Annotated in this window: 19 protein-coding genes and 3 tRNA genes; 11 read left to right on the forward strand and 11 right to left on the reverse strand. The window is 68.3% G+C overall.

All coding sequences use genetic code 11. The features are described 5' to 3' along the window. The first annotated feature begins 103 nt into the window (after nucleotides 1–103). Together ACIQVL_RS05360 and ACIQVL_RS05365 are read left to right on the forward strand one after the other, a co-directional pair. Nucleotides 104–982 (forward strand): hypothetical protein, encoded by an 879-nt coding sequence (locus ACIQVL_RS05360; RefSeq protein ID WP_403474475.1) that lies wholly within the window; start codon nucleotides 104–106, stop codon nucleotides 980–982. Then, on the forward strand, nucleotides 979–5,541 hold the full coding sequence (locus ACIQVL_RS05365; protein ID WP_403474477.1) for an AAA family ATPase: 4,563 nt from the start codon (nucleotides 979–981) through the stop codon (nucleotides 5,539–5,541). Before ACIQVL_RS05360 ends, ACIQVL_RS05365 begins: the two co-directional genes overlap by 4 nt. Before the next feature lie 468 nt (nucleotides 5,542–6,009). Here ACIQVL_RS05365 and ACIQVL_RS05370 read toward each other — a convergent pair whose 3' ends face one another. The 3 genes from ACIQVL_RS05370 to ACIQVL_RS05380 form a co-directional block, all read right to left on the reverse strand. Then, nucleotides 6,010–6,420: a hypothetical protein gene (locus ACIQVL_RS05370; RefSeq protein WP_403474478.1), complete on the reverse strand. Its 411-nt coding sequence runs from the start codon at nucleotides 6,418–6,420 to the stop codon at nucleotides 6,010–6,012. A gap of 202 nt (nucleotides 6,421–6,622) precedes the next feature. Next, the gene (locus ACIQVL_RS05375) at nucleotides 6,623–7,699 is read right to left on the reverse strand and encodes a ParB/RepB/Spo0J family partition protein (protein ID WP_403474479.1); all 1,077 of its coding nucleotides are present in this window, start codon (nucleotides 7,697–7,699) and stop codon (nucleotides 6,623–6,625) included. Between the two features lie 487 nt (nucleotides 7,700–8,186). Beyond that, nucleotides 8,187–8,360 carry a hypothetical protein gene (locus ACIQVL_RS05380; RefSeq protein WP_403474480.1) on the reverse strand — a complete coding sequence of 58 codons (174 nt, stop codon included), beginning with the start codon at nucleotides 8,358–8,360 and terminating at the stop codon, nucleotides 8,187–8,189. Nucleotides 8,361–8,608: 248 nt separating this feature from the next. On the opposite strand from ACIQVL_RS05380, the gene ACIQVL_RS05385 reads away from it, so the two are divergent. Then, nucleotides 8,609–9,115, forward strand: a complete 507-nt coding sequence (locus ACIQVL_RS05385; RefSeq protein WP_403474481.1) for a helix-turn-helix domain-containing protein — start codon at nucleotides 8,609–8,611, stop codon at nucleotides 9,113–9,115. 151 nt (nucleotides 9,116–9,266) lie between these two features. Here the strand turns inward: ACIQVL_RS05385 and ACIQVL_RS05390 are convergent, their stop codons facing one another. Then, complete coding sequence (locus ACIQVL_RS05390; protein ID WP_403474482.1) at nucleotides 9,267–9,437, reverse strand: hypothetical protein; 171 nt, start codon at nucleotides 9,435–9,437, stop codon at nucleotides 9,267–9,269. Nucleotides 9,438–9,479: 42 nt separating this feature from the next. Between ACIQVL_RS05390 and ACIQVL_RS05395 the strand changes: the two genes are divergently transcribed. Genes ACIQVL_RS05395 through ACIQVL_RS05405 form a run of 3 tightly spaced genes read left to right on the forward strand, consistent with a single transcriptional unit; the run spans nucleotide 9,480 to nucleotide 12,085 of the window. After that, nucleotides 9,480–9,692, forward strand: coding sequence for a hypothetical protein (locus tag ACIQVL_RS05395; protein ID WP_403474484.1), 213 nt, complete (start codon nucleotides 9,480–9,482; stop codon nucleotides 9,690–9,692). A gap of 6 nt (nucleotides 9,693–9,698) precedes the next feature. Continuing rightward, nucleotides 9,699–10,895, forward strand: coding sequence for an MAB_1171c family putative transporter (locus ACIQVL_RS05400; RefSeq protein WP_403474485.1), 1,197 nt, complete (start codon nucleotides 9,699–9,701; stop codon nucleotides 10,893–10,895). After that, complete coding sequence (locus ACIQVL_RS05405) at nucleotides 10,892–12,085, forward strand: cytochrome P450 (protein ID WP_403474486.1); 1,194 nt, start codon at nucleotides 10,892–10,894, stop codon at nucleotides 12,083–12,085. The genes ACIQVL_RS05400 and ACIQVL_RS05405 overlap by 4 nt, the downstream gene beginning before the upstream one ends. A gap of 46 nt (nucleotides 12,086–12,131) precedes the next feature. Here the strand turns inward: ACIQVL_RS05405 and ACIQVL_RS05410 are convergent, their stop codons facing one another. Together ACIQVL_RS05410 and ACIQVL_RS05415 are read right to left on the reverse strand one after the other, a co-directional pair. Next, nucleotides 12,132–13,079 (reverse strand): recombinase zinc beta ribbon domain-containing protein, encoded by a 948-nt coding sequence (locus ACIQVL_RS05410; RefSeq protein WP_403474488.1) that lies wholly within the window; start codon nucleotides 13,077–13,079, stop codon nucleotides 12,132–12,134. 125 nt (nucleotides 13,080–13,204) lie between these two features. Beyond that, on the reverse strand, nucleotides 13,205–13,408 hold the full coding sequence (locus tag ACIQVL_RS05415; RefSeq protein ID WP_403474489.1) for a helix-turn-helix domain-containing protein: 204 nt from the start codon (nucleotides 13,406–13,408) through the stop codon (nucleotides 13,205–13,207). 182 nt (nucleotides 13,409–13,590) lie between these two features. Here ACIQVL_RS05415 and ACIQVL_RS05420 point away from each other — a divergent pair, with 182 nt between their 5' ends. Continuing rightward, nucleotides 13,591–15,477: a tyrosine-type recombinase/integrase gene (locus tag ACIQVL_RS05420; protein ID WP_403474490.1), complete on the forward strand. Its 1,887-nt coding sequence runs from the start codon at nucleotides 13,591–13,593 to the stop codon at nucleotides 15,475–15,477. Nucleotides 15,478–15,626: 149 nt separating this feature from the next. On the opposite strand, the gene ACIQVL_RS05425 is transcribed toward ACIQVL_RS05420, so the two are convergent. The 3 genes from ACIQVL_RS05425 to ACIQVL_RS05435 all read right to left on the reverse strand — a co-directional run bounded on the left by ACIQVL_RS05425 (nucleotide 15,627) and on the right by ACIQVL_RS05435 (nucleotide 16,043). Beyond that, a tRNA-Ile gene (locus ACIQVL_RS05425) sits at nucleotides 15,627–15,703 on the reverse strand. A gap of 189 nt (nucleotides 15,704–15,892) precedes the next feature. Further along, nucleotides 15,893–15,965 (reverse strand) — tRNA-Asn (locus ACIQVL_RS05430). 5 nt (nucleotides 15,966–15,970) lie between these two features. Beyond that, nucleotides 15,971–16,043, reverse strand: a tRNA-Asn gene (locus ACIQVL_RS05435). 134 nt (nucleotides 16,044–16,177) lie between these two features. Here ACIQVL_RS05435 and ACIQVL_RS05440 point away from each other — a divergent pair. From ACIQVL_RS05440 to ACIQVL_RS05455, 4 genes are all read left to right on the forward strand, one after another. Next, on the forward strand, nucleotides 16,178–16,483 hold the full coding sequence (locus tag ACIQVL_RS05440; RefSeq protein ID WP_403427927.1) for a YtxH domain-containing protein: 306 nt from the start codon (nucleotides 16,178–16,180) through the stop codon (nucleotides 16,481–16,483). Between the two features lie 158 nt (nucleotides 16,484–16,641). Beyond that, the gene (locus ACIQVL_RS05445; RefSeq protein ID WP_403427926.1) at nucleotides 16,642–18,096 is read left to right on the forward strand and encodes an FGGY family carbohydrate kinase; all 1,455 of its coding nucleotides are present in this window, start codon (nucleotides 16,642–16,644) and stop codon (nucleotides 18,094–18,096) included. A 165-nt stretch (nucleotides 18,097–18,261) separates the two neighbouring features. Then, on the forward strand, nucleotides 18,262–19,995 hold the full coding sequence (locus ACIQVL_RS05450) for an ABC transporter ATP-binding protein (RefSeq protein WP_403427924.1): 1,734 nt from the start codon (nucleotides 18,262–18,264) through the stop codon (nucleotides 19,993–19,995). Further along, nucleotides 19,995–21,923, forward strand: a complete 1,929-nt coding sequence (locus tag ACIQVL_RS05455) for an ABC transporter ATP-binding protein (RefSeq protein WP_403427922.1) — start codon at nucleotides 19,995–19,997, stop codon at nucleotides 21,921–21,923. Before ACIQVL_RS05450 ends, ACIQVL_RS05455 begins: the two co-directional genes overlap by 1 nt. Nucleotides 21,924–22,114: 191 nt before the next feature. On the opposite strand, the gene ACIQVL_RS05460 is transcribed toward ACIQVL_RS05455, so the two are convergent. Together ACIQVL_RS05460 and dnaG are read right to left on the reverse strand one after the other, a co-directional pair. Continuing rightward, entirely contained in the window at nucleotides 22,115–23,416 is a 1,302-nt protein-coding gene (locus ACIQVL_RS05460) for a sigma-70 family RNA polymerase sigma factor (protein ID WP_403427920.1), read from the reverse strand. A gap of 103 nt (nucleotides 23,417–23,519) precedes the next feature. Beyond that, entirely contained in the window at nucleotides 23,520–25,430 is a 1,911-nt protein-coding gene (dnaG, locus tag ACIQVL_RS05465; protein WP_403474491.1) for a DNA primase, read from the reverse strand. Nucleotides 25,431–25,487 lie beyond the last annotated feature (57 nt).

The raw sequence follows: 25,487 nt of genomic DNA on the forward strand, positions 1-25,487 counted from the left end.
TCTGTCCACATCATGTGCAGCACAATGGTCTTCAGCCCGGAGGGGGCAGCAGCACATCCGCGGCTTGAATACGAACATACGGCGGAGCGAGGCGGGGCAAGACTTGCAGACAGTACAGGTCGTCGGTGTGCACGGAATCGGCCAGTCGAAAACTTCCCAGCATCAGCTGACTGTCGACTGGGGCCGGGCCCTCCAGCGGGGCATCGACTCGCTACCCGACGTAGCAGCCTGTGCGGCATCCCTCGAAGTGCCACACTGGACAGCACTCCTAGCGAAGGGAACGGATCGACTTGGCCCCGAAGACGACCTCTTCAGCGACTCCGTGCCGATGGAGCCAGCAGAAGAGGAGTTCGTCGCCGAGGCCCTCGCCGAACTTGTACGCCCCGAGGACGTAGCCTTCGCCGATGCCCTACCCCTGGCCACCCTGGGGCTGCCGAAGCTGTGGTCACCGCGCTTGACCCGGCTAGCGATGGCCTATGACCGCCGTTTCCCAGGCGGTGGCGCGCAGTTCCTCGTCCAGCGCATGCGTGAGGTGCGCATCTACCTTACGCGGCCTCCCCTGGCCGCCGAGGTCCGGGCGTTCGTCCGGGACAGGTTCACGCTGGATACCGCCGTCGTCATCGGTCATTCGCTCGGCAGCGTGATCGCCTACGACCTGCTCCGCCGCAACGAGGTCGGTGCTGCGGGCACGCCCGGCTGTGCCCTACACACGCTAGTGACCTGCGGCTCGCCGCTGGGCATCCCCGCCGTGCGACGGCTCATGGGAATAACCGACGGCACGGACCTCCAACTCGACTCGCACATCAGGTGGATCAACGTCTTCGACCCCGACGACTTCATCACCGGGGGCGCAGGCCTATCCGCCGTCGCGCGGAAGATCACTGAAGCCCAGGTGAACAACGGTAACGGCGACCCGCACAGCGCCCTGCGATATCTCCGCAGCGTGCCGGTGGCCCGAGCCGTGGCGGGTGGCCAACCGTGACGAGCGCGTCAGCCCCCGGTACCTTCGCCCGCCGCCTCGTCGTCATCGCGGTCTCGGAGTACGACAACGGATCTGCCGCCGCGCAGGAAGCCTTCCGCAAGGAAATCACCGCGCAGGTGACGACGGTGAAGGACTGGTGGGCACACCCCTCTCTCGACAACGGACGGCGTTTCAAGCCCTCCGAAGCCAAGCAACTCCACAACCTTCGTGATTTGCGAACCTTCCTCATGGATGAGGACCTCGGGAACGCTGACGACGACGAAGCCCTCGTCGTCTACATCACTGGGCACGGTTTGGCCCCGACGAACTCCCCCCAGCATTTCCTTCAGCTGCGGGACACCTACGAAGACAGACCGTACGCCACCGCCTTCCCGACTGCTGAGATCATCACCACTGTGCTGGACTCCCACGCCACGCACGTCCTGGTGATGGTGGACTCATGCTTCTCCGGCAAGCTTGAAGCCGAGCTCAAGACCATGCTGAAGGGCCTGCGGCAGGAGCGCCGCGCTCTCGCCTCGCTGGTCGTCCTCGTCGCCGGCAACGACCAGAGCACGCCCCACACGAACGCCTTCGCCAATGTCCTGCGCGCCGTACGTGCACACTGCGAGGACAAGACCAACGGCTTCGCCGACGCGCACCTCAGCTGGCAAGAATGGAAGGGCATCGTCCGCATGGTGTTCGACCCGAGCACCATGGCCAACCTCGAGTACGCCTGGCCCACGCCCTCGGCCAGCGTGGAGAGGGCGCAGGAACAGCTGAGCCCCTGCCTGCCCAACCCCGGATACACGGGGAGCGAACCGGTACTGCAGGCTTCATCCCGCCAAGTCGGGTGGACGCGGGCCCAGCTCGACACGTTCTGGATCTCCCGTGCGGCCGGCACCTCCGAACCGAAGAGTCCTGGCTGGTACTTCACCGGCCGCACCGAACTGGTCAAGCGCATCCTCGGCTTCTTGACCGGCTCCGAAGGCGTACTGATTGTCACCGGGGTCGCCGGCTCCGGAAAATCTGCCCTCCTCGCCCGTACCGTGACCCTCAGCGACACCCGCTTCCGGGCCGATGAGAGATACCGGACGCTGGTCGCCGAAATCCCGGAGGAACTCCAGGTCCCGGAAGGCTCCGTGGACGCCGCTGTTCTCGCCCGCAACACCAACCCGGACGAGCTCGCCCGTGTGCTCTGCGAGGCCCTCGGCGATGCCCCGGGCCACGCAATCCCATCCCTGGCCGGCGAGTACGAGAACGGACACCTCTCTCGGCTGCGGAGCCTGGTGCAGAGCACTGCTCGGCAGCGGGGCGAGCCCCTCACTCTCGTCATCGACGGCATCGACGAAGCCAGGAACCCGACACGCACGATCACAGACTTGCTGCGACCGCTGGCGGGTCTGCGGATGCCGGACGAACGGCCTGCTGTCCGGCTCCTGCTCGGCATCCGCAGCAGCCAGCTCGGCACGACGGCCGCAGCCGATGTTCCCGTCGGCCAGTCCCAGGCACCGGACCTCCTCGACCTGCTGGTACGGGCCACCGCCGCCGGCCTCCCACTCCGTACGGACGGTTCCGACGCCGCGGTGGACATCGCCGCCTACGTCCACGCGCTGCTGGAAGCACCGTACGAGGGCCAAGAGGACGGAGAGGTGTCGGCGGCGGCGCCGCACGGTCGATACGGAGAACTGGCCGAGACGGTGGCCCGGGAGGTGGCTCCTTCCTTCCTGGACGCCCGCATCGCCGCCCAGCGGCTCCGCGCGCGATACACCCTGCCGGATCCGAATGACCCTGAGTGGCTCGAAACCTTGCGTCAGGGCACCGAAGCCCTACTGCGGGAAGACCTTCGTGAGGTCGCCGACACGCACTCGACGGCCGCTGAACAACTCATGTCCGCACTGCGCGCCACCGCGTTCGCGTACGGGGCCGGTCTGCCATGGGCCGACATCTGGCCGACCGCTCTGGAGTGCCTGTCACCGACCTTCGGCACCGACCCGGACGAGGTCATCCGCAAGGTGTGGGACAGTCGGCTCTCCGGCTACCTCATCACCGCCGTCGAGGACGGTCGGACCGTATACCGGCCGGTCCATGAGCGAATCAGCGAGACACTCCGGTACGAACCGTACACACTCGTTGACGCCCCGGAAACCGGCGAGCGGGAGAGGCTCTCGGACGAGGAGATCTCGAACACCCACCAGGCACTGGTCGAGGCATTCGAGCGCCTGATTCCCCGCGCAGGCAGCCATCGGGCGCCGCACCCGTACCTGCGGCGCCACCTAGTGGCCCACGCCGCAGCCGCCAAGGGCCTCGACGCCAGCCGTGTTCCGGCGCACTTTCTCCCCTGGGAGACCAGCGGCGCCGTACGGGGCGCTCTCGGGCTCCCGGCGAACCCAACGTCGCAGACACTGCACCTGGCCTCGTGGGCTCGCATCGAGCCTTACCTCGCCGATGCCCCGCACTCGGCACGTGCCGACAGCCTGGCCCTAGCCGCCCTCGGAATGGCCCGCGACTACGGCGGCACTGGATCCAGCGGGCAGGACGTGACGGCGGATGAAGCCGTGTCGGTCTCACGCGACGAGCACGATACGGCGCCTGCACAGCCGCGTCTCGCCCCTCAGTGGAACGAACTGCGGGTGGCCGGAAACCTGCTGGGTCGTTCCCAGGCAGCGGTCTCCTCCCTCCTGTCCTTCACCCTGCCCGACGGCACCCCGCTCGTGGCAGCAGGGGATACCAGCGGCGAGGTTCGCCTGTGGGACCCGCTTTCCGGTACCGACTTCGGGCTGCCCGTACGCCGCGCTCCGTATGCACGCGCCCTGGCTGTGCTGGCCGGCCACCGGGGACAACCCCTGCTTGCGGTCGGCTACGCCCAGGGCGCGTGGCTCTACGATCCGCAGAGCGGCCGGATCGACCACCTCCCCGTTTCGGACGCCGTGCACGCCCTGTCCGTCTTCACCACGGCGGGCGGCAGCACCCGGCTGGCGCTGGGAACCACCGAGGGCCTGGTGATCTGCGACCCCCTCGCCCGGCAAGTGCTGTCCAGAACACCCCGTGCAACCATATGGGGCGATACGGTCAGAGCCCTTGCGACACTGCGACTTCCCACCGGGCAGACCCTGCTTGCCGTCGGTGGAGAGGGCAGCACGGTCGAGATTCTCGACGCCGAGTCGCTCAGGCCGGTCAGTCAGGTCATGGGGCAAGGGCGGGGGGTTTCCGCGCTCGCCCTGTACACCGACCCTGACGGCGAGCCACGGCTGGCTGCGGCCTCACGGTCCACAGGGTTCGTGCGTAACTACAACGCGCGGACAGGCGAGGAAACCGCACCTGTCATCCGCGAGTCTGCCGTGGCCATCTGCCTATACCCCGTCGGCCCCGCTCCCCGCAGGGGAACGCTGCTTGCCTTGGGACCCAGCCGGGGCGGGCCCGTGTGCCTCTGGGATCCGGAAACCGGGTCAACGGTAGGTGAGTTCACCGCCGACCACGACAGGCGGGTCAAGGGCCTGGCCCTCCTCGACACGGGAGGGAAGGCGCCGCTGCTGGTGTCCGGATCCGACGATCACGCCGTGCGGGTCTGGGACCCCTCAGCCCCCGCATCACGGCGAAGCAACCTTGAGGAAGAGCACGGTGACGCTTCGGTGTTGGCCCCGCTGCCCGTGCGCGGAGGTGCAACCCGCCTTCTGAGACAGACCTCCACGCACTCTCTCAACGTCACCGCATCCACCACCGGAGAAGTGCTGCAGCAGTTCAGCGTGCCCGACGAGGTGGCACCCAAGGGGCTGAGTGCTGTCACCAGCCATCTGTGGCCCGATGGATCGGTATCCGTGATCGCGGGCACCTACGGTGGCGGAGTCATCCGCTGGGACCAGGTGGACGGAAAGTTCCCCACACCTGAGCCAATCTGCACGGTTTTGTCGATGCCAGAGCATGATCTGACGCGGATACGTGCGTTGACAACGTTCCGGGACGACCGCACAGATCAGGTGTTCCTGGCGAGCGGTACTAGTTCAGGCACCGTGGCCTTCCACGATTTGGTCACCGGGGAGCCATGGTCCGGCGTCCGCGCGCCAAGCGCCATCCGCGCCCTGGCAGCCTTGCCGAGTGCCGAAGGCACCATGGTGGCCTACTCAGCCGCTGCAGCCGTACGGTTCTGCCGTCCCGGACGGCCATCCGCACTGCGCCTTCCCTCCCGTATCGGTGTCATCGGCTGCATGACCACCTGGACGACGGAGGATGGCACCGTGCTCCTTGCCACCGGCGGCTCCGATGGCACCATTCGGTTCTGGTCGCCAGATACACCGAGACAGGAGGCGCTTCCCGTACTGCACGGCCATCAGGGCCCGGTTACTGCCGTCACGAGCTTCCAGGCTTCGCCCATCGCTCCACCACTCCTCGCCACGGTGGGCGAACGAGATACCACCGTGCGGGTGTGGGACCCTTGCACAGGCGATGAACTGATGCGTGTCGTCACCGGCGCTCCTCTGACGTCGCTCTGCGCCCTGTCCGCTGGGAGCGATCTGCAGCTCACGGATCCGGTGCTCGCCTTCGGCGGACCGGCGGGTGCGGGTGCGGTCTCGGTCCGGCTGTGAGCCAAGCAAGTTCCTATGCCCACACCGGCGGGCCGCCGCAGACTTAAAGAGACTCGACCAGCCAACCTGCGGCGATGCACCGAACCGGGCAAGGCTCTTCGTGTGGCAGCCCGCGAGCTTAGACCGCGGACGCGGGCGGCTGGCTGGCGGCCACCCGCACTCCACTGACCCCGGGCCGGCCGAGCTACTCGGGCCCAACATCTTCCGGGTGCTTATCCCGTCTGGCAGCCATCGGTGAAGTCCCGAACGCGGTCGCAAGCATCCCAACAACATGCGACCGTCGCCCGCGACTATTTACCCCCTCTGGGCGTACGCACCTGCACACCGCCTTGATCGACGCCTACGACCAAGAAATGCGGCGGTGCCCGCCAAGTGGACGCTCGGCGGCCACCGCGGCACTACTGCACCAAGACAAGCAAATCACTGGGCGGTTGGATTAACGATGCTCAGGCATGGTTTCGGTTGCGGTCACAACAGGGTTCCCTGTTCATAGTGGTCGGCCATCGGCCCCAGTTCGCGTACGACATCGCCTGTGAGGTCTTTCCACCACGAGGCAAAGATTCGCCGGTGGCACCAAAGGCCCGGTTCCGCCAGATCCTCGAAGCAAAGCAGAACCAGACGGTGATCGCCCTCGGCCTCCGCGATCTGTCCGAGGCGCCCGGCGATCGACTCGGGCCCGAGTTGGTCGAGGTCGGCCCGATACGCCGTAGTGAACACCGGCTCGGGCTGGGAGAGGTAGTCCCGACGTGGCGCGAGCTCCCGCACCGAGTGGGTGAGGGAGTAAGGAAGCTTGAAACGGGGAGCGCCCAGGGTGATGCGCACCGGCACTCCCTGTGGGGGCTGGAACGCCTGGAACCGGTTGGTGAACAGGGTGAGCACGTGGTTTCCTTTCGTGGTGCTCAGCGACCGGGCACCCCGTCGGGGCTGCTGGCGGCGCGCCCGGATGTGATCGGTGCCCCCGCTCAGGCCGTTGAAGACTGAGCGACACCGGGTGTGCAGGGAGCAGGTCCCTGCACACCCGGCCGGGGAGTTACACACGTGCGCGGAGGGGGCCCGCTGGCTCCGGGCCCCCTCCGGCTACTCACTTCCCTGCGGCTTCGGTCTTCTTGGCGGGCGTCCGCCGTGCCGGTGCCTTGGTGACCGCTCCGGTCCGCACTGCGGGCTTCGGAGCGGCGGGCTTTGCAGTCGTCTTCTTGGCCGTCGGCTTCGCCTCGGCCGTCTCGCCCTTCTTCTCCACGGCCTCCTGCTGGACTTCAGCAGCCGCCTTGTTGAACTCCGCCTCCATGGCACGCTGGATGCCCTGAGCCTTGCTAAGCAGGTTCCGCACCAACTGCACCTGGTTGTAGATCTTGCCGACGACGCGCACGTAGCGGTCGAGGTCACTGCCCAGGATGACGGCCAGGTCCTCGGGCTTCTTCTCACCGAGTTCCTCGAACAGCGGGATGAGGATGTCCTCTGCCTTGCCCAGGCCGTCCTTGGCCTTGGCCTTGGCCTTCTTCCGTTCCTCCTGTACCTCGGCCGTCGGCGCCTCCTCGCCGGTGAGGGAGGTCTGCTTCTCCATCATCTTCAGCCCGTTGGCGAAGTGCTGGGCCTCGGCCTCGCTGTCGAAATCGCCGCGCACGTACCGCATGGCCGCGACCATCTGGTTGGCCGGGCTGAGCTGGGCGATGTGCCAGGCCAGGTTGTTCTTGATCTGGCCCTTGTCGACCATCTCGGCGACCTCCGGGCGCAGGGTGAGCAGGCCCAGGCGCCAGGTGATGTGGGTCTCCGTCTTGCCGAACTGCTTGGCGATCTTGGCCGGGGTCCAGCCGGCCGCCTTGAGGTCGGCGTAGGCACCGGCCTCCTCCATGATCGTCATGTCTTCGCGGTTGACGTTCTCGGCGATGCTGAGAACGTACGCCTTCTCCTCGCTGGCGCCCTCGATGACCTTGGCCGGCACGACCTCCAGACCGGCATCCTTGCAGGCCCGCCACCGGCGCTCGCCCGCGATCAGCATGTAAGGCGCGTCCGCGCCTTCGACCGGGCGGACCACTACCGGCTGAAGAAGGCCATTCTCCTCGATGCTGCCCGTCAGCTCCTCGTGCTTCGCCTTGTCGAAGAACTTGCGGGGCTGGTCCGGGTTCGGGGCGATCTCCGAGAGCTTGAGGTTAACGAACATTTTCCCGCACCTTTCAATTCCCAAGGAAAGCCGTCCTTTTCGGCTTTCCCTTTTTCCTTATGCTTATATCTTAATCGCATACACCGCTAAATCAAGTGGGTAATTCTTTTTAATTTGGGGAATTCAATTCCGAATTCCACAATCGCATTCACACAATGCACCAAGAGGGTCGACCGGCCACCGAACCCCGATGTCGCGCCACCCCGGAAACAGGACGAGCCCGTCGCGACCTCGCGGTCCCGACGGGCCCTGCTCCCATCACGCACCCCAGTGGTCGCACCAATGCGACCGCTCCTCGCGGGTGGGGCGCGGGGGGGTCGGCCACCCGCGAGGAGCAGGGAAAAGCGCCGCTCACGCGACGCCGTCGGACGGGTCCCTATGACTGCTGCACCCGCCGAACGAAGAGGAATGTATCGCATCCCTTCGAGTAGTGCCACCTATCTATGCTCGGGTTCACTGCGCCCCTGGCCACCCCATCCTGCGACCCCTAGCGCCACTTCAGCAGCGCAACGACTTCCAGAACCTCGCGAGCCTCTCGGGGTGCCGAGACATCCTGTTGCGACTCCGCCACCACATGGGGGGCTTCGTCCGCAAGGCGACGTATCCGCTCCTCGTCGAGCCCCAACTCGCCGTCAGGCGCACCCGACTGCGGGATCTTCACGAGCTCCTTACGCCTCCCACCCGGAAGCCTCGACGTATCACCCACGAACCGGTCGGTAGCTTCTCTTTGGCAACCCACACCGACTTCTCACCCTCCGAAGCGATCCACTCTGACCCGATGTCACGCACCCACCCGCTGCCCAGCCATCGCCGAGCCCGACCCGTGCCCCAACTAGGCAAGCTTGCAGTATAATGCATGAAGGTTGAATCATACTGCATGCCAGCAAGCGCCAAGGGGGACGAGACCTGATGAGCGAAGACCGCCGCGTCGGTGAACCAGAACTTTCGCGTGACGAGCTGATCCACAGCTCAAAACGCGCGGTAGCTGAGCGGCTGCGGCACATTCGCCAGCACCATCCCGAGGGACCCTTCACCCTCGCCACGCTCGCGGAGAGGGCCAGCGTCTCGGCACGCACACTCGCCCAGGCGGAGTCCCAAGAGGGAGCCAACGTCACCCTGGAAACCCTCGCGAAGGTAGCTCACAGCCTGGGCATTAGGCGTATCGCCTACTTCCTTGACGAGTCCGTCTTCCAGCAGGTCAACGCCGAATTGGACACGCTGGCCCAACTGCGGAAACAGAAGGTCGAAGGAGTCTCAGCGCGCAGGTCCGCCCCCACCGGCCTGCCCCCAGCCTCCGTGGAGCAACTGGCCCAGTTGCTCAGCGGGATCCTCGCCAACGCGGAGCAAGCACGCGACACCCTGCAGGAGCTCCCGCCCACGGGGCCGCCCATCCCCCCACACGAGAGCGGCAGTTAGCGGCACGATGTCCCCACGATCACGCCGGAAGAAATCAAAAAGCGACCGTCGCAACGGCTTCAAAGAACGTTGCGAAGAGCGCGTCCGGTCTCTCGGTCTCCCAGAGGGCGGACTCCTGACGGTCCCTTCCCTATGTGAACGGCTCAGTCGACTACGCGGCCGGCAGCTCCAGGTTCTGGCCCTGGAACTGCCGCACGGAAGCCCTGACGGGCTGCTGATCGAGAGTGAAGCCCAGGACTTCATCATCTACGAGGCGCGCCTGGCCCCCGTGCACCAGCGCCAGGTCGTCCTCCACGAGGTCGGCCACCTCCTCTGCGGCCATGCGACGCATACCGCCATCTCCCCGCTCCTGACGGAGCTTTTCGTGCCCTCTCTGGACCCCGCCCTGGTGCGGCGTGTGCTGGGGCGCGATCACTCGCACACCGACGCGGAACGCGAGGCCGAGTACATCGGCTCGCTCATCGGACAGCGGCTCAGCTCCTGGAGCACCGAGCGGGCACAGACCGTCCCTCCAGAGGCCCATGATCTCGTGGCCCGCCTGTCTGCCCTGGAATCTCCGCGGCCGTCGTCCACCTAGGAAAACATGAACAGCATCGTGTATCCCGTCATTGCCGGCGTGAACTTCATAGCGTTCCTCTACAAGCTGCGCATCCTGCGCAGAGACCGGTCACCAGCCCAGTGGGCACTCTGCGGGAACTTCCTCATCGCCGCTGTCATATACACAGCGTCCACCCCAGCTGTGTGGGTGGCCTTAAGCGCCTCCGTGGGCGTCGTGAACTTCTCCGGCATCTTCACCCAGAGCCTGGCCATACTTCTGGCCGGATGCCAACAACTCGTCCTGCTGCACCTCACTTACGACAGGGACGTGGCCTGGCACAAGGCGAAGTTCCGACTCACGGGCATCAGTGCCGTCCTGATCGTGATGATCACGCTCTTCGTCTTCGCCACGCATGCCAGCGAGTCACCCACCGAGTTCGCGGTGACAACCGCCCGCTACTACCCGGCCTATCTCTCGATCTACATCGCGGCCTATCTCTGGAACCAGATCGACGTCTGTGTCCTGTGCTGGCGGCACGCACGGGTGTCGCCCCGGCCATGGCTGCGCCGCGGGCTACGGATAGCCGCCCTGACCCTGCCCGCCGCCCTGGTCTACGCAGGTTGCCGGATCGCGGACATCATCGCCGGCCAGTTCGGGACAACGGGCCACGCGTGGGAGCCCCTGGTGCCCATCGCCCTCCTGACCGGAACTGTCGGCAAGACCATCGGCTGGACGCTCCCCGACTGGGGGCGCTACCTCACCGCCGCCCAGGAGCGGCTCTCCCGCCAAAGGGCCCATCACGAACTCGCGCCACTGCACCGGCAGATCACCACGCACGTCCCGGAACCGGTCCTCGAACTGGACTCGGGGGAAGACATCCGAACTCGCCTGTACCGCATCGTGGTCGAGATACGGGACGCGCAGTGGGCGCTGCGTCTGTGGATGACGCCTGAAGCGGCCTCCGCAGCTCACCGGGAGGGCGAAGCTCTCGGGCTGCACGGCGATGACCTCCTCGCGTACGTCGAGGCCCAGCAGCTCAAAAGCGCCGTATCGGCGAAGGCGCGGGGGGCCGAACCGGTCGATCAGGCGGTCACGCCGCGTCTCGCCGAGCCGCAGGACCTGGTTGCGGAGCTGGCCTTCCAACGCAAGATCGCCCGCGCCTACCTCCGCTCTCCCGGCCTCCCGGACGGCGCGCCGACGCCCACGACGAACCCAGACTCACACGAGGGAGCACGCGCATGAGCACCCAGGACATCGCCCTCCCTTGCCCCTTCGACACCGGCTTCTTCGCTGATCCCTACACCGTCTACGCCCGGCTCCGCGGTGCGGGCTCGGTCCATCTCGTTGCGGCCCCTGACGGCACTCCAGTCTGGCTTGTCCTCAAGGAGAGGGACGTACGCGCCGGGCTGAGCGATCCCCGCCTGTCGGTGAACAAGGCACACTCCACCCGCGGGTACCGCGGTTTCTCCCTGCCGCCTGCGCTGGACGCCAACCTCCTCAATGTGGACGACATCGATCATCTGCGGCTGCGCCGTCTGGTCTCCCAGGCATTCACACCGCGCCGCGTCGAACATCTGCGGACCGTCATCGAAGCCACGGCCGGTCATCTCGCCGACGCCCTCGTACCGGGCGAAACCAACGACGTGGCAGCGCAGTATGCGAATCTCCTGCCCGTCACGGTGATCGGGGATCTGTTCGACGTTCCGGCAGCCGACCGGGCGCCCTTCTCGTCCTGGGTCGCCACCATGTTCGCCCCGGACCATCCCTCGCAGGTCGCCGAGGCCGTCAACGCCATCCACGTCTTCCTGTCCGGCCTGGTGGCCGCCCGCCGGCGCACACCAGGGGAAGACCTTCTGTCCGCTCTCATCGCCGCCCGGGACGAAGACGACAAGCTGAGTGAAGACGAACTCGTCTCGCTCGCCTTCCTCATCCTCATGGCCGGAACCGAGAACGCCCAGCACGTGATCACCAGCGGCCTGCTCGCGCTCCTCCGACATCCTCATCAGCTGGAGGAACTCAGGGCCGACTTCGGACTCCTGGCGGGCGCTGTGGAGGAGATATTCCGCTACGCGCACCCCAACCAGATGGCCATCCGCCGTTTCACGCTGGAAGACGTCGAGATCGACGGCTGTGTCATCCCCGAGGGCGAGACGGTGATGCTCTGCCTGGCCTCCGCGCACCGCGATCCCGCCCGCTACACGGATCCGGACCGCTTCGACATCCACCGGGGGGACGTGTCCCACCTCGCCCTGGGACATGGGCTGCACTACTGCCTGGGCGCGGCCCTGGCCCGCACCGAGGTCCAAACGGCCCTCTCCACCATGTTGCGCCGTTTCCCACGGCTACACCTGGCCGTTCCTCCCGACCAGCTGCGGTGGCGCTCCTCCTGGCGCTCCCATGCCCTGCGGGAACTGCCCGTCGTCGTGGCATGACGCCTCACCCGACGCACGCACGGCCGGCAACTCCCCGCCCCGGGGATCACCCCCACGTACGCCAGGTCAGACGCACCCTGTTGGCGTCCACCGTGCGCGATCCCCGGCCCCCTGGATAGACAGCGATCTGCTCCAGCAACAGGAACGTCAGCGCCCTCTTGGAGGCGACGGGAGCGTGCTTCCACCACTTCACGAGGTCTGAGACGCCACCGATGTTCACGCGCGCGGCCTGTTCCAGGAAGAGCAGTTCCTCCCTGGCTTCGCGGATCTGCGCGGACAACTCCTTGTCCGCCGCCTTGAAGGCGGACAAGGACATGTCGCGTGACTTCGCATAGTCCTCGCCAAGACGACGCTGGCGTTCGCGGTCATCGTTGACGCGCACCCGGAGCGAGGCTGCCTCACGCTCAGCCTGCTCGCGGGCCTTCTCCACCAGGTCGCGGACTCCTGGCTTCGACAACTCGGCGATTACGTGCTCACCGACGTACGTCTCCAGCAGATCTGCGTTGATCCGTACGCCCCCACAGCCGCCGGGACGCGTCCGAGTGCTCGGTTTGCAGCGGTGGCCGCGGCTGCCAGCGTTGGACGGAGCAGCACTCAGGGCGTGGCCACACAGACCGCACACCGTGCGCTTGCCACTGAGCATGTACTCCCGCTGCGGTGCCCGATCCGCGTCCGGCTGATGCTTCGGCCGCATCTGGCGGATCTTCCGGAACTGCTCGGGTGAGATCAGCTCCAGCCCCCCAGAGGGCAGCAGGTTGCCGTCCGCGTCCTCGTAGAGTCCGGCGATGGCCGGGTGATCCAGAACCGCGGCTAGGACATGAGGCCGCCACTCGCCGCCCAGGGTTGTGCGATGGCCTTCCGCGTTCATCCAGCCCGTGATCTCCTCGTAGGGCTGGCCGGCTTCACGCCGGTTGGCAGCCTCCCTCAGCGGCGATACTTCGTCATCCTTCGCTCTCCTGAACGTGGTACCCGCGAACCCGTACAACCTCGGCACAGAAACTCCCCAGCCTTCTCCGACCCCGGTATACCTCCCATGCTAACGGGGGATAGGTCACACTGTTGCAAAGTGCTGCCACATACCGGCAAGGCGGCATATGCCACAGAGACGTGAGGAAGCGGCTACGCGCCGGTGCCGTCCACGCCGAGCACCTTCCAGAGCTCCGCCGTCGGCACCCGCGTCTTGCCGCCCAGCGCGAGCGTCCGAACTGGAAAGGTCCCGCTCCGGATCAGGGCGTAAGCCTTGTCACGGCTGATCCCAAGGGCCCGACCGGCAGTCACCACGTTGACCGTGGCCGGAAGGGCCAGCAGCTCCTCCAGCCCCATCACTCCGGCCGAAGCTCGCCCACCCGCTTGCTGAGCAGTCATGTCGTTGGTCGCAATCTCCCCCGCGCCAACTCGGACGCCGACTTTACCTCAGCGTCCGACAGCACCAGCAAGATCAAAAAAGATCGCGCACAACACGCACGACCACGGCTGCTGCAGGCCAGTCGAAGGCAGGGGGTCGAATGTTCGCGCCGAGCTACTACCGGCGATGCCAGTGCAAGGGACCACTCAAGGACAAGGAGGGCAACCCCAAACTCAACCCAGACGGTTCCCCGAAGATCGGATCCATCGGCACCACCTGCCCCAAGCTGGGGAAGGGCCACGGTACATGGGCCTTCTACTTCGAGGCTGAGCCGGACGAGAACGGCGACCGGCAGCGCGTACGCCGTGGTGGCTTCGCCAAGCTGGACGACGCCAAGAAGAAGGCGAAGGAACTCTACGACGCCGCCTCGGCCGGCACGGACATCCTCTCCGACGAGAAGTGCGGCGACTTCTTCCTCCGGTGGCTCAAGGCGAAGAAGTCCCTCGCCCGCACCACCCGCCACGGCTACGAAGAGCACATCAACAACTACCTCATCCCCCACCTCGGCCACATCCAGCGCCGCGACCTCAAAGTCCGTCACCTCGACCGCATGTACGACGCGATCGAGAAGGAGAACGCGGAACGGATCCTTCACCAGCTCCGCGTACAAGAACTCCAGACGGCCCGCGACGAGGCCCACCGGACCTGGGTGAGGACCGCCGGTTACGCCAAGCGAGAAGAACGCCGCCCCTACCGGCAGGCATTCCTGGAGGCCAACAAGGCGCTACGGGAGGGCCGCCGCGGCCTGCGCAAGGTCACCTCCCCGGCGACCATGCACCGCATCAACGACACCCTCTCCTCGGCCCTGGCCTGGGGGATCAAGCGCGAGTCGGCCTTCACCAAGAACTGGGCACGTCTCGTGGAACTACCACCGGCCACCCGGCCCAAACCGCTCGTCTGGACTCCCGAGCGCATCGAGCACTGGAAGCGCACCGGCGAGAAGCCCGGACCGGTCATGGTCTGGACACCCGAGCTCACCGGCCAGTTCCTCGACTTCGTCAAAGACGACTGGCTCTACGAGCTGTGGCACTCGTTCATCTTCCTCGGCCCCCGCCGCGGGGAGATGGCCGCACTCCCCTGGACCGAGGTCAGCACCGACGCCCTCTGGCTGCGCATCTCCCAGCAGATCGTCGAAGTCGCCTACAAGCTCTACGGCGAAGCCCCGAAGGCCGACAGCGTCCGCACCCTGTCCCTCAGCCTCGAATCCGGCGACAACTTCGTCAGCTTCCGCGCCAAGCAGGAGCACAAGCGCCAGGAGTGGGGAGAGGCTTACGTCGAAAGCGGCCGCGTGTGGACCCAGGAAAACGGCGAGGCACTGCACCCCGACTGGATATCCCGGCGCTTCGCCCGCCTCGTCGAGCTGTCCGGCCTGCCGCCGGTCCGCCTCCACGACCTGCGTCACCTCGCCGCCACCCTGGCCCTGCTCGCCGGGAACGACATCAAGGTGGTTCAGGAGAAGCTCGGGCACTCCTCACGCCAGATCACCTCCGACACCTACACCAGCGTGCTGCCCGAGATGATGCGAGCCGAGGCCGAATCGGTCATCGCCGTCGTCCCCCGCGACGTGCCCTTCCGCGTACGCACGCCGCTAGAGATCCCCGAGACCGCCTGGCAGGGCGATGTCGCCGTCCTCTTCGCCCACGGCGCACGGCAGTCGGGCAACTCCTGGGCTGTCGGGGCACAGACGCGCCCGGACTCCGAGCTCGTCGGCATGATCACCCTGGACGGCCGAGGCCAGGACGACGCAGCCAACGCCGCCGTGCGCTGGATACGCGACCGCTGCGCCGACAACGACCTGGAGCTGGTCCGGGTCGAGAACTTCAACGACCGCTACCCGGAGGAGCAGAGGGCCGACTTCTCGCTCACCCGGCTGACAGTGGCCCGCGCGCGGCCCCTGGGCCTGGACGACTGGACGCTGCCGACCGGCCTGCCGACGACGGGCAGGACCTCCCGCCGGGCGCCGAGAAGGCGCCAGAAAGCGGCGTGAAGGGCTCTTGCGTCCACTGATCCGGCGCCGCGTCCACTACGCGTCCACTGGATCTTGGTCTGAACGGCCGAGCGGGGGCCACCACGTTGGAGTGATGGCCCCCGCTCAGAGGTTTACGCAGGTCAGAAGGATTCTTCTTGCGTAGCGACTGGTGGGGCGGGTGGGACTCGAACCCACGGCCGACGGATTATGAGTCCGCTGCTCTAACCGGCTGAGCTACCGCCCCATAGCGGCGTGTCGCGTACAAGTGTGCGCGCCGTCTGCCGCAGCATAGCCGCTCATACGATCTCCTGCTTCGGCTGGTCGGCGAACTGCGACGTTCACGACCTTGAGGACATCGGTGCAGGCCCGGCGGTTCCCGCGGATGCGCAACGCGCATGAAAAAGGACCCCCGCGGGGGTCCTCGTTCAGCATGCTCCCCCGACTGGACTCGAACCAGTAACCTGCCGGTTAACAGCCGGCTGCTCTGCCAATTGAGCTACGGAGGACCGAGCTCCCCCGACTGGACTCGAACCAGTAACCTGCCGGTTAACAGCCGGCTGCTCTGCCAATTGAGCTACGGAGGAATGCCTCGTTGCATCGAACGTACCTCCCTGGGTATTCGCCAGGGGGCGCTCGCTCGCTGCGACACATACATTAGCGCAAGCAGGGGGGTGCTCCGCCAATCGGTACTCCCCCACGTCGGAAGGGTGGCACCGCCATGCGCTACAAGCTCACGTTCGCCGTCGGGCTCGCTCTCGGTTACGTGCTCGGCACGCGGGCCGGACGAGAGCGCTACGAGCAGCTGAAGAAGTCCGCCCGCCAGGTCGCCCAGAACCCGGCGGTGCGCAACACCGCGGAGACCGCCGCCCAGCAGGGCCGCGTCTACGCCGGCAAGGCCATCCACTCGGTGAGCGAGAAGGTCGGCGACCGCATGCCCGACTCGGTCGCGGCCCGCGTCCGCTCCCTCCGTGAACGCAACACCAACGGAGCAGCCGCGGACGACTGGGGCACCAGCAGCAACTGACAGCGCTTTCCGGCGCGGCGCAGCCCGTCCGACCTGGGGGCGCGGGGAACGGCGCGACCAGTCCCCGCCCACCCGCACCCGCCGTACGGCACAAGGCACCCGCCCCAGAAGGTGCCCGTCGGCCGAACCACAGCGGAGCGTGCGGCAGAATTTCGGTCATGGGGATAGTCGCCGGGTTGGACAGCTCACCGGATTTCACTCGCATCGTGGTCTGCGACACGGACACGGGTGCGGTGCTCCGCCAGGGATACGCACCGCACCCGGTCGACACGCCGGACGGCGCGGCGCGCCCCAGTGACGTCGACCCGCAGGCCTGGCTGCTCTCGCTCGGCGAGGCCGCCGGCGGCGGGCTCCTGGAGGGTGTCCAGGCCATCGGCGTGTCGGCGCAGCAGAACGCGCTGGTGCCACTGGACGCGCAGGGCAACACCGTCCGCCCGGCGATGGTCGGCGGCGACAAGCGGGCCCAGGTCGCGGCCGCCGATCTCCTCGACGCGCTGGGCGGCCGGGAGGCCTGGGCGCAGGCGGTGGGGTGCGTGCCGCAGGCCGCGCAGCCCGTCACCAAGCTGCGCTGGCTGGCCAAGACCGAGCCGGAGAACGCCCGGCGGACCGCCGTGCTGCTGCAGGCCCACGACTGGCTGGTGTGGCAGCTGCTCGGGCGGCCGGTCCGGCGGACCACCGACCGTGGCGGGGCCTCCGGGACCGGGTACTGGTCGGCGGCCACCGGCGGCTACCGGCCCGACCTCGTCGAACTCGCCCTGGGGCACCAGGCGATGCTGCCCGACGTGATCGGCCCGTCCGACGCCGCCGGTACCACCCCGGAGGGGCTGCTGATCTCCGCGGGGACCGGCGAGACCATGGCCGCCGCGTTCGGTCTCGGGCTCGGGTTCGGGGACGCCGTGGTGTCGCTCGGCGCCTCGGGGTCGGTGATGGCCGTGCACACCGAGGCGCTCGCCGACACCTCCGGGATGATCACCTCGCTCGCCGACGCCACCGGCATGCACCTGCCGGTCGTCACCACCCTCAACGCCGTACGGGCGCTGCGCGGCACCGCCGAGCTGCTCGGGCTCGCCGATCTGGAGGCCCTGTCCGACCTGGCGATGAAGTCCACGCCCGGCTCGCACGGGCTGGTCATGCTGCCGTACCTGGAGGGCGAGCGGACGCCGAACCTGCCGCACACCGCCGGGACGCTGGCCGGGCTGCGCCGGGAGTCGATGAGGGCGGAGCATCTGGCGCGGGCCGCCTTCGAGGGCATGCTGTGCGGGCTCGCCGACGCCCTGGACGTGCTGCGCGGCCGGGGTGTGGAGGTGCGGCGGATCTTCCTGCTGGGGCAGGCCGCCGAGCTGCCGGCCGTGCAGGCGGCGGCGCCGATGCTGTTCGGCGCGCAGGTCGTCGTACCGCAGCCGGCGGACTACGCGGCGATCGGGGCGGCCCGGCAGGCGGCCTGGGCGCTCGGGGTCTCGCAGGGGACGCTGGACCCGCGCACGGCGCCCGTGTGGCAGGGCGCGGCGGCGCAGGTGCTGGAGCCGGGGGACGAGCTGGCGGTCGGGCAGGCGGTGCGGCAGCAGTTCGTCTCGGTGCGGGAGCAGATCCATCCGGGGGCGTTCCGGGCGTAAACCACGCGAAGCGTACGGTCGGGTGCGCCCCCGTGCGTCCGCTGTCGGGTAAATCGGTTGAGGTAACGCGGGTGGAGTGTCGGACGATAGGGGCCTAGGGCACACACCCCGCCCTCCGGGCAGGCGACCCCCGCCCACCCCACCGCCGACTCCGAGAGACGTAGCGTGCTCATACGACTTCTGCGGACCTATCTCAGGCCCTACAGGAAACCCATCTCCATCCTGGTGCTGCTGCAGTTCCTGCAGACCTGCGCCACTCTCTACCTGCCCACGCTCAACGCGCACATCATCGACAACGGCGTCGTGAAGGGTGACACGGATTACATCCTGTCCTTCGGCGCCCTGATGATCGGCATCTCGCTCGCTCAGGTGGTGTGCAACGTCGGTGCCGTCTACTACGGCGCCAGGACCGCGTCCGCGCTCGGCCGGGACGTGCGCGCCGCCGTCTTCGACCGGGTGCAGTCCTTCTCCGCACGTGAGGTGGGTCACTTCGGGGCGCCCTCGCTCATCACCCGTACGACCAACGACGTACAGCAGGTCCAGATGCTGGTCCTGATGGCGTTCACCCTGATGGCGTCGGCGCCCATCATGTGTGTCGGCGGCATCGTGCTCGCCCTCGGCCTGGACGTTCCGCTGTCCGGGGTGCTGGTCGCCGTCGTACCCGTGCTGGGGATCAGCGTGACGCTGATCGTGCGGCGGCTGCGGCCGCTGTTCCGGGCCATGCAGGTGCGGCTCGACACGGTGAACCGGGTGCTGCGCGAGCAGATCACCGGAAACCGGGTGATCCGCGCGTTCGTCCGCGACGAGTACGAGCAGGGCCGGTTCGGGAAGGCCAACCAGGACCTGACCGAGATGCAGCTGGCCACCGGCAACATGCTGGCGCTGATGTTCCCGATCGTCATGACGACGGTGAACGTCTCGTCGATCGCGGTGGTGTGGTTCGGTGCTCATCGCATCGACAGCGGCCAGATGGCGATCGGCGACCTGACTGCGTTCCTCGCCTACCTCATGCAGATCGTGATGTCCGTGATGATGGCCACCTTCATGTTCATGATGGTGCCGCGCGCGGAGGTCTGCGCCGAGCGCATCGAGGAGGTCCTGGACACCGAGTCCAGCGTCGTCCCGCCGCTCGCGCCGGTCACCGAGCTGCGCCGGCACGGCCATCTGGAGATCCGGGCCGCCGGGTTCCGCTACCCGGGTGCCGAGGAGCCGGTGCTCAAGGCCGTCGACCTGGTGGCCCGGCCCGGCGAGGTGACCGCCGTGATCGGCTCCACCGGCAGCGGCAAGTCCACCCTGCTCGGGCTCGTCGCGCGCCTCTTCGACGCCACGGAGGGCCAGGTCCTCGTGGACGGCGAGGACGTCTCCGGCCTCGACCCGAAGCTGCTCGCGCAGACGGTCGGCATGGTCCCGCAGAAGCCGTACCTGTTCGCCGGCACCGTGGCGACCAACCTGCGCTACGGCAACCCGCACGCCACCGACGAGGAGCTGTGGCACGCGCTGGAGGTGGCGCAGGCCAAGGGCTTCGTGGAGAAGCTGGAGGGCGGGCTGAACGCGCCCATCGCCCAGGGCGGTACGAACGTCTCCGGCGGCCAGCGCCAGCGCCTGGCCATCGCCCGTACGCTCGTGCAGCGCCCGGAGATCTACCTCTTCGACGACTCCTTCTCCGCCCTCGACTACGCGACCGACGCCGCCCTGCGCGCCGCGCTCGCCCAGGAGACGGCCGAGGCGACCGTCGTCATCGTCGCCCAGCGGGTGGCGACCATCAGGGAGGCCGACCGGATCGTCGTCCTCGACGAGGGACGCGTCGTCGGCACCGGCCGCCACCATGAGCTCATGGCCGGCAACGAGACCTACCGGGAGATCGTGCTCTCCCAGCTGACGGAAGCGGAGGCTGCCTGATGGCCGGGCCCATGGGACGCATGATGGCCGGGGGCGGCCCCGACTCGCGTTCGCTGGATTTCAAGAACTCGGGCAAACGGCTCCTCGCCCGGTTCAAACCCGAACAGCTCACGATCTACCTGCTGCTGTTCTGCGTGGTCGCGAGCGTCACCCTCAACGTGATCGGCCCCAAGATCCTCGGCCGGGCCACCGACCTGGTCTTCGCCGGCGTCATCGGCAAGCAGATGCCCGCCGGGACCACCAAGGACCAGGTCCTGCAGGGCATGCACGACCGCGGCCAGGACACCGTCGCCGACATGCTCAGGTCCACCGACTTCACGCCGGGCAAGGGCATCGACTTCGGCCAGGTCGGCGACGTCCTGCTGTTCGCGCTCTGCACGTACCTCGTCGCCGGTCTGCTGATGGCGGTGGCGACCCGGCTCGTCAACCGGTCCGTGAACCGCACGATGTACCGGCTGCGCGAGGACGTCCAGGCGAAGCTGTCCCGGCTGCCGCTCTCCTACTTCGACAAGCGGCAGCGCGGCGAGGTGCTCTCCCGCGCCACCAACGACATCGACAACATCGGCCAGACCCTCCAGCAGTCGATGGGCCAGCTCATCAACTCGCTGCTCACCATCATCGGCGTGCTCGCGGTGATGTTCTGGGTGTCCTGGATCCTCGCCCTGGTGGCCCTGGTCACCGTGCCGCTGTCCTTCCTGGTCGCCACCCGCATCGGCAAGCGCTCGCAGCCGCACTTCGTGCAGCAGTGGCGCTCCACCGGCAAGCTGAACGCCCACGTCGAGGAGATGTACACCGGGCACACCCTGGTGAAGGTGTTCGGCCGGCAGGAGGAGTCGGCGCAGCAGTTCGCCGAGCAGAACGACGCGCTGTACGAGGCCGGGTTCAAGGCGCAGTTCAACAGCGGGGTCATGCAGCCGCTGATGATGTTCGTGTCGAACCTGAACTACGTGCTGGTGGCCGTGGTCGGCGGTCTGCGGGTCGCGTCCGGCGCCCTGTCCATCGGTGACGTCCAGGCCTTCATCCAGTACTCCCGGCAGTTCTCGATGCCGCTGACCCAGGTCGCCTCCATGGCCAACCTGGTGCAGTCCGGTGTCGCCTCCGCCGAGCGGATCTTCGAACTCCTCGACGCGGAGGAGCAGGAGGCCGACCCGGTCCCCGGCGAGCGCCCCGCCGAACTGCGGGGCCGGGTCGCCCTGGAGCACGTCTCCTTCCGCTACGACCCGGAGAAGCCGCTCATCGAGGACCTCTCCCTCACGGTGGAACCGGGCCACACGGTCGCCATCGTCGGCCCGACCGGCGCCGGCAAGACGACGCTCGTGAACCTCCTCATGCGGTTCTACGACGTCTCCGGCGGCCGGATCACCCTCGACGGCGTCGACATCAGCCACATGTCCCGGGACGAACTCCGCTCCGGGATCGGCATGGTGCTCCAGGACACCTGGCTGTTCGGCGGCTCCATCGCGGACAACATCGCGTACGGCGCCTCGCGCGAGGTCACCCGCGGCGAGATCGAGGAGGCGGCACGGGCGGCCCACGCGGACCGGTTCGTCCGTACGCTCCCCGACGGCTACGACACGGTCATCGACGACGAGGGCACGGGTGTCAGCGCCGGTGAGAAGCAGCTCATCACCATCGCGCGCGCGTTCCTGTCCGACCCGACGATCCTCGTCCTCGACGAGGCGACGTCGTCGGTCGACACCCGTACGGAGGTCCTCATCCAGAAGGCGATGGCCAAACTGGCGGACGGGCGGACGTCGTTCGTCATCGCCCACCGGCTGTCGACGATCCGGGACGCGGACACCATCCTGGTGATGGAGAACGGTTCGATCGTGGAACAGGGCGCGCACGCCGAGCTGTTGGCGGCGGACGGGGCGTATGCGCGGCTGTACAAGGCGCAGTTCGCGCAGGCGGTGGCCGAGGTGGACTGAGCCGTCACCCGGCGCTGGGGCTGGGCACGGGGGGGGACGCTTACCGGCGCTTGCAGGGTGCCTCCCCCAGCCTTCGGCCGGGGGGACCCCCAGCGCCCACCCGTGCCGCCCCAGCGGCACGACTGCCCGCAGTTAGGCTTTTAGGGGCGCGGGGAACTGCGCGAGCAGCCCCCACGCACCCGCACCCGGCGTCAGTCCAGATAGCCCCGGAGCTGATCCGCAAAGGCGTGATCCCGCAGCTTGTTGAGCGTCTTCGACTCGATCTGCCGGATCCGCTCCCGCGTCACGCCGAAGATCCGCCCTATCTCCTCCAGCGTCCGCGGCCGCCCGTCGGCCAGCCCGTACCGGAGCTGGACGACCTTCCGCTCCCGCTCCCCGAGCGTCGACAGCACCGCCTCCAGATGCTCCCGCAGCAGCAGGAACGCCGCCGACTCGACCGGGCTCGCCGCGTCGCCGTCCTCGATGAGGTCGCCGAGGGCGACGTCGTCCTCCTCGCCGACGGGGGCGTGCAGGGACACCGGTTCCTGGGCGAGACGCAGTACCTCGCCCACCCGCTCCGGCGCCAGGTCCAGGTGCGCGGCGACCTCGTCGGCCGTCGGCTCGTAGCCCCGCTCCTGGAGCATCCGGCGCTGGACGCGGACGACCCGGTTGATCAGCTCCACCACGTGCACGGGGACGCGGATGGTGCGGGCCTGGTCGGCCAGGGCGCGGGACATGGCCTGGCGGATCCACCAGGTCGCGTACGTCGAGAACTTGTAGCCGCGGGCGTAGTCGAACTTCTCCACGGCCCGGATCAGGCCGAGGTTGCCCTCCTGGACCAGGTCGAGCATGGTCAGGCCGCGGCCGACGTACCGTTTCGCGACCGACACCACCAGCCGCAGGTTCGCCTCGATGAGGCGGCGCTTGGCCATCCGGCCCATGACGACCAGCCGGTCCAGGTCCAGCGCCAGTTCGCTGTCGAGGTCGGGGGTGCTGCCCAGCTTCTCCTCGGCGAACAGGCCGGCCTCCACGCGGCGGGCGAGTTCGACCTCCTCGGCGGCGGTGAGCAGCGGGATGCGGCCGATCTCCCGCAGGTACTGGCGGAACAGGTCCGAGGAGGGTCCGCCGGTGTCGGCGCGGGCGGCGGCCCGCGGCCCGGCGGGCTCGGGCTCCGGCTCGGTGTCGGGGGCGTCGGCCGCGAGCTCCTCCGGGGGCGGGCCGTCCGGCTCGGTCTCGGGGTGCAGCGCGGCCCGGCTCTGCGGGGGCACGCCGGCATGGCCGCCGGTATCGGCTTCCGGCTCGTCCGTGAGCGTGCTGCTGCTGTCCGTCTGGGTCAGGGTCTGGGTCTGCACGGGGGCGACCTCCAGGATGATCGCTGCCAGGGGGTACGGCAGCGGTACTTCGGGGGCGGAGACGACGGCCTCGCCGCTGTCCGTCCCGTACGCGATGAGTGGAACGGCGGGGGTGTGGGACCCGTCCGGGACGGGCCGGCCGCGCTCCGAGGACTCAGGCACCGCCCCCAGTGTGGGGTAAGACACATCGCCGCCACGAGGGGCGTGCGGTGACTTTTTGCGTCCGGTCCGTGACCGCGCGGTTATCCTGCCGGCCGGCCGGGGCTCAGAGAGCGGTCGGGCCCAGCTCGCGCAGTGCCTGCCCGTACTGCTGGAGCACCCACAACTCGTTCTGCACGGATGCGAGTTGGGCCGGGTCGCCGCCGCTGCCGAGGCGGGTGAGGGTGATCTGGATCTCGTGGATGCGGCGGTCGACGGCTCTGCGGCGGACGGTCACGAGTTGTTCGCCCGCGTAGTTCTCGTCGACCGTGCGGCGCATGATCGCCTCGACGGCGAGCTCGGTGACCATCGCCCGGACCGCGTCGTCGGCGGCGGCCTCGCGGACCCGCACCAGGTACTCCTGCGGGTCCTGCACACCGTACTCGGCGCCGCCCGCCTCCATGATCGTCTGGCGCACGGCCGCGTAGGGCTCGGCGGTGAACTCGTCGATGCCGTACGCGTCGAAGGCCGGGGAGACCAGCTCGGGGCGCTGCAGGGCGAGTTTCAGCAGCTCGCGTTCGGTGGCGAAGACGGCGTTGCGGAGGTTGAGGGCGGGCCCGGAGACGGCGGGACGGCCCGCACCGGTGTCGTACGACGGCTGCTGCGGACCGCGCGCCTGGCCGGAGGTCCGGCCGCCGCCCTTCTCGCGGGCCCAGCGGGCCAGCTGGGCCACCCGCTTCACCACGAACTGGGTGTCGAGGATGCCGAGCATGCCGGCGAGCTGCACGGCGACCTCGTGCTGGGCGCCGCTGTTCTTGATCCGGGCGACGACCGGCGCCGCCTCGTCGAGGGCGGCCGCGCGGCCCGCGGGGGTGTCCAGGTCGTAGCGGGCGACGATCTGGCGGAGCGCGAACTCGAAGAGCGGGGTGCGGGGTTCGGTCAGGTCGGCGACCGCCTCGTCGCCCTTGGCCAGGCGCAGCTCGCAGGGGTCCATGCCGTCGGGGGCGATGGCGATGTACGTCTCGGCGGCGAACTTCTGGTCGTCCTCGAAGGCGCGCAGGGCCGCCTTCTGCCCGGCCGCGTCGCCGTCGAAGGTGAAGATCACGCGGGCCGAGCCGTTGTCCATCAGCAGCCGCCGCAGGATCTTGATGTGCTCGCCGCCGAAGGCGGTACCGCAGGTGGCGATCGCGGTGGTCACCCCGGCCAGGTGGCAGGCCATGACGTCGGTGTAGCCCTCGACCACGACCGCGCGGCTGGCCTTCGCGATGCTCTGCTTGGCGAGGTCGATGCCGTACAGGACCTGGGACTTCTTGTAGATCGCGGTGTCGGGCGTGTTGAGGTACTTGGGCCCGTTGTCCGCCTCGTAGAGCTTGCGGGCGCCGAAGCCGACGACCTCGCCGCCGATGTCCCGGATGGGCCACATCAGGCGGCCCCGGAAGCGGTCGATGGGCCCGCGCCGCCCCTCCTGGGACAGCCCGGACGTCAGCAGCTCCTTGTCGGTGAAGCCCTGGCCGCGCAGGTAGCGGGTGAGGTGGTCCCAGCCCTGCGGGCTGTAGCCGACGCCGAAGTGCACGGCGGCGGCGTGGTCGAAGCCGCGCTCGGCGAGGAAGACCCGCCCGGTCTCGGCCTCGGGGCCGGCGGCGAGCTGTTCCGCGTACCAGACGGCGGCGATCTTGTGCGCCTCGACCAGGCGGATGCGCTCACCGCGCTGGTGGGACGGGTTGTACCCGCCCTCCTCGTAGCGCAGGGTGATGCCGGCGCGGGCGGCCAGCCGCTCGACCGCCTCCGAGAAGGACAGGTGGTCGACCTTCATCACGAAGGTGAGGGTGTCGCCGCCCTCCTGGCAGCCGAAGCAGTGGAAGAGTCCCTTGCTCGGGCTGACCTGGAAGGACGGCGACTTCTCGTCGTGGAACGGGCACAGGCCCTTCAGGTTCCCGCCGCCCGCGTTGCGCAGCTGGAGGTACTCGGACACGACGGCGTCGATCGGGACCGCGTCCCGTACCGCCTTCACATCCTCGTCATTGATCCGTCCAGCCACGGGTGAATTCTACGGTCACTCACGCGCCCCGAAGGGGCGCTGGGGGTCCCCCCGGCC

This window comes from Streptomyces sp. NPDC090499 (genome assembly GCF_044769305.1).
Classification (GTDB): domain Bacteria; phylum Actinomycetota; class Actinomycetes; order Streptomycetales; family Streptomycetaceae; genus Streptomyces.

Coding starts and splice junctions, on each gene's coding strand:
- ACIQVL_RS05375 (WP_403474479.1), bottom strand. CDS start 7,699: ATGTTCGTTAACCTCAAGCTCTCGGAGATCGCCCCGAACCCGGACCAG.
- ACIQVL_RS05405 (WP_403474486.1), top strand. CDS start 10,892: ATGAGCACCCAGGACATCGCCCTCCCTTGCCCCTTCGACACCGGCTTC.
- ACIQVL_RS05415 (WP_403474489.1), bottom strand. CDS start 13,408: ATGGGGCTGGAGGAGCTGCTGGCCCTTCCGGCCACGGTCAACGTGGTG.
- ACIQVL_RS05445 (WP_403427926.1), top strand. CDS start 16,642: ATGGGGATAGTCGCCGGGTTGGACAGCTCACCGGATTTCACTCGCATC.
- ACIQVL_RS05385 (WP_403474481.1), top strand. CDS start 8,609: ATGAGCGAAGACCGCCGCGTCGGTGAACCAGAACTTTCGCGTGACGAG.
- ACIQVL_RS05400 (WP_403474485.1), top strand. CDS start 9,699: ATGAACAGCATCGTGTATCCCGTCATTGCCGGCGTGAACTTCATAGCG.
- ACIQVL_RS05455 (WP_403427922.1), top strand. CDS start 19,995: ATGGCCGGGCCCATGGGACGCATGATGGCCGGGGGCGGCCCCGACTCG.
- ACIQVL_RS05420 (WP_403474490.1), top strand. CDS start 13,591: ATGTTCGCGCCGAGCTACTACCGGCGATGCCAGTGCAAGGGACCACTC.
- ACIQVL_RS05390 (WP_403474482.1), bottom strand. CDS start 9,437: ATGGCCGCAGAGGAGGTGGCCGACCTCGTGGAGGACGACCTGGCGCTG.
- ACIQVL_RS05440 (WP_403427927.1), top strand. CDS start 16,178: ATGCGCTACAAGCTCACGTTCGCCGTCGGGCTCGCTCTCGGTTACGTG.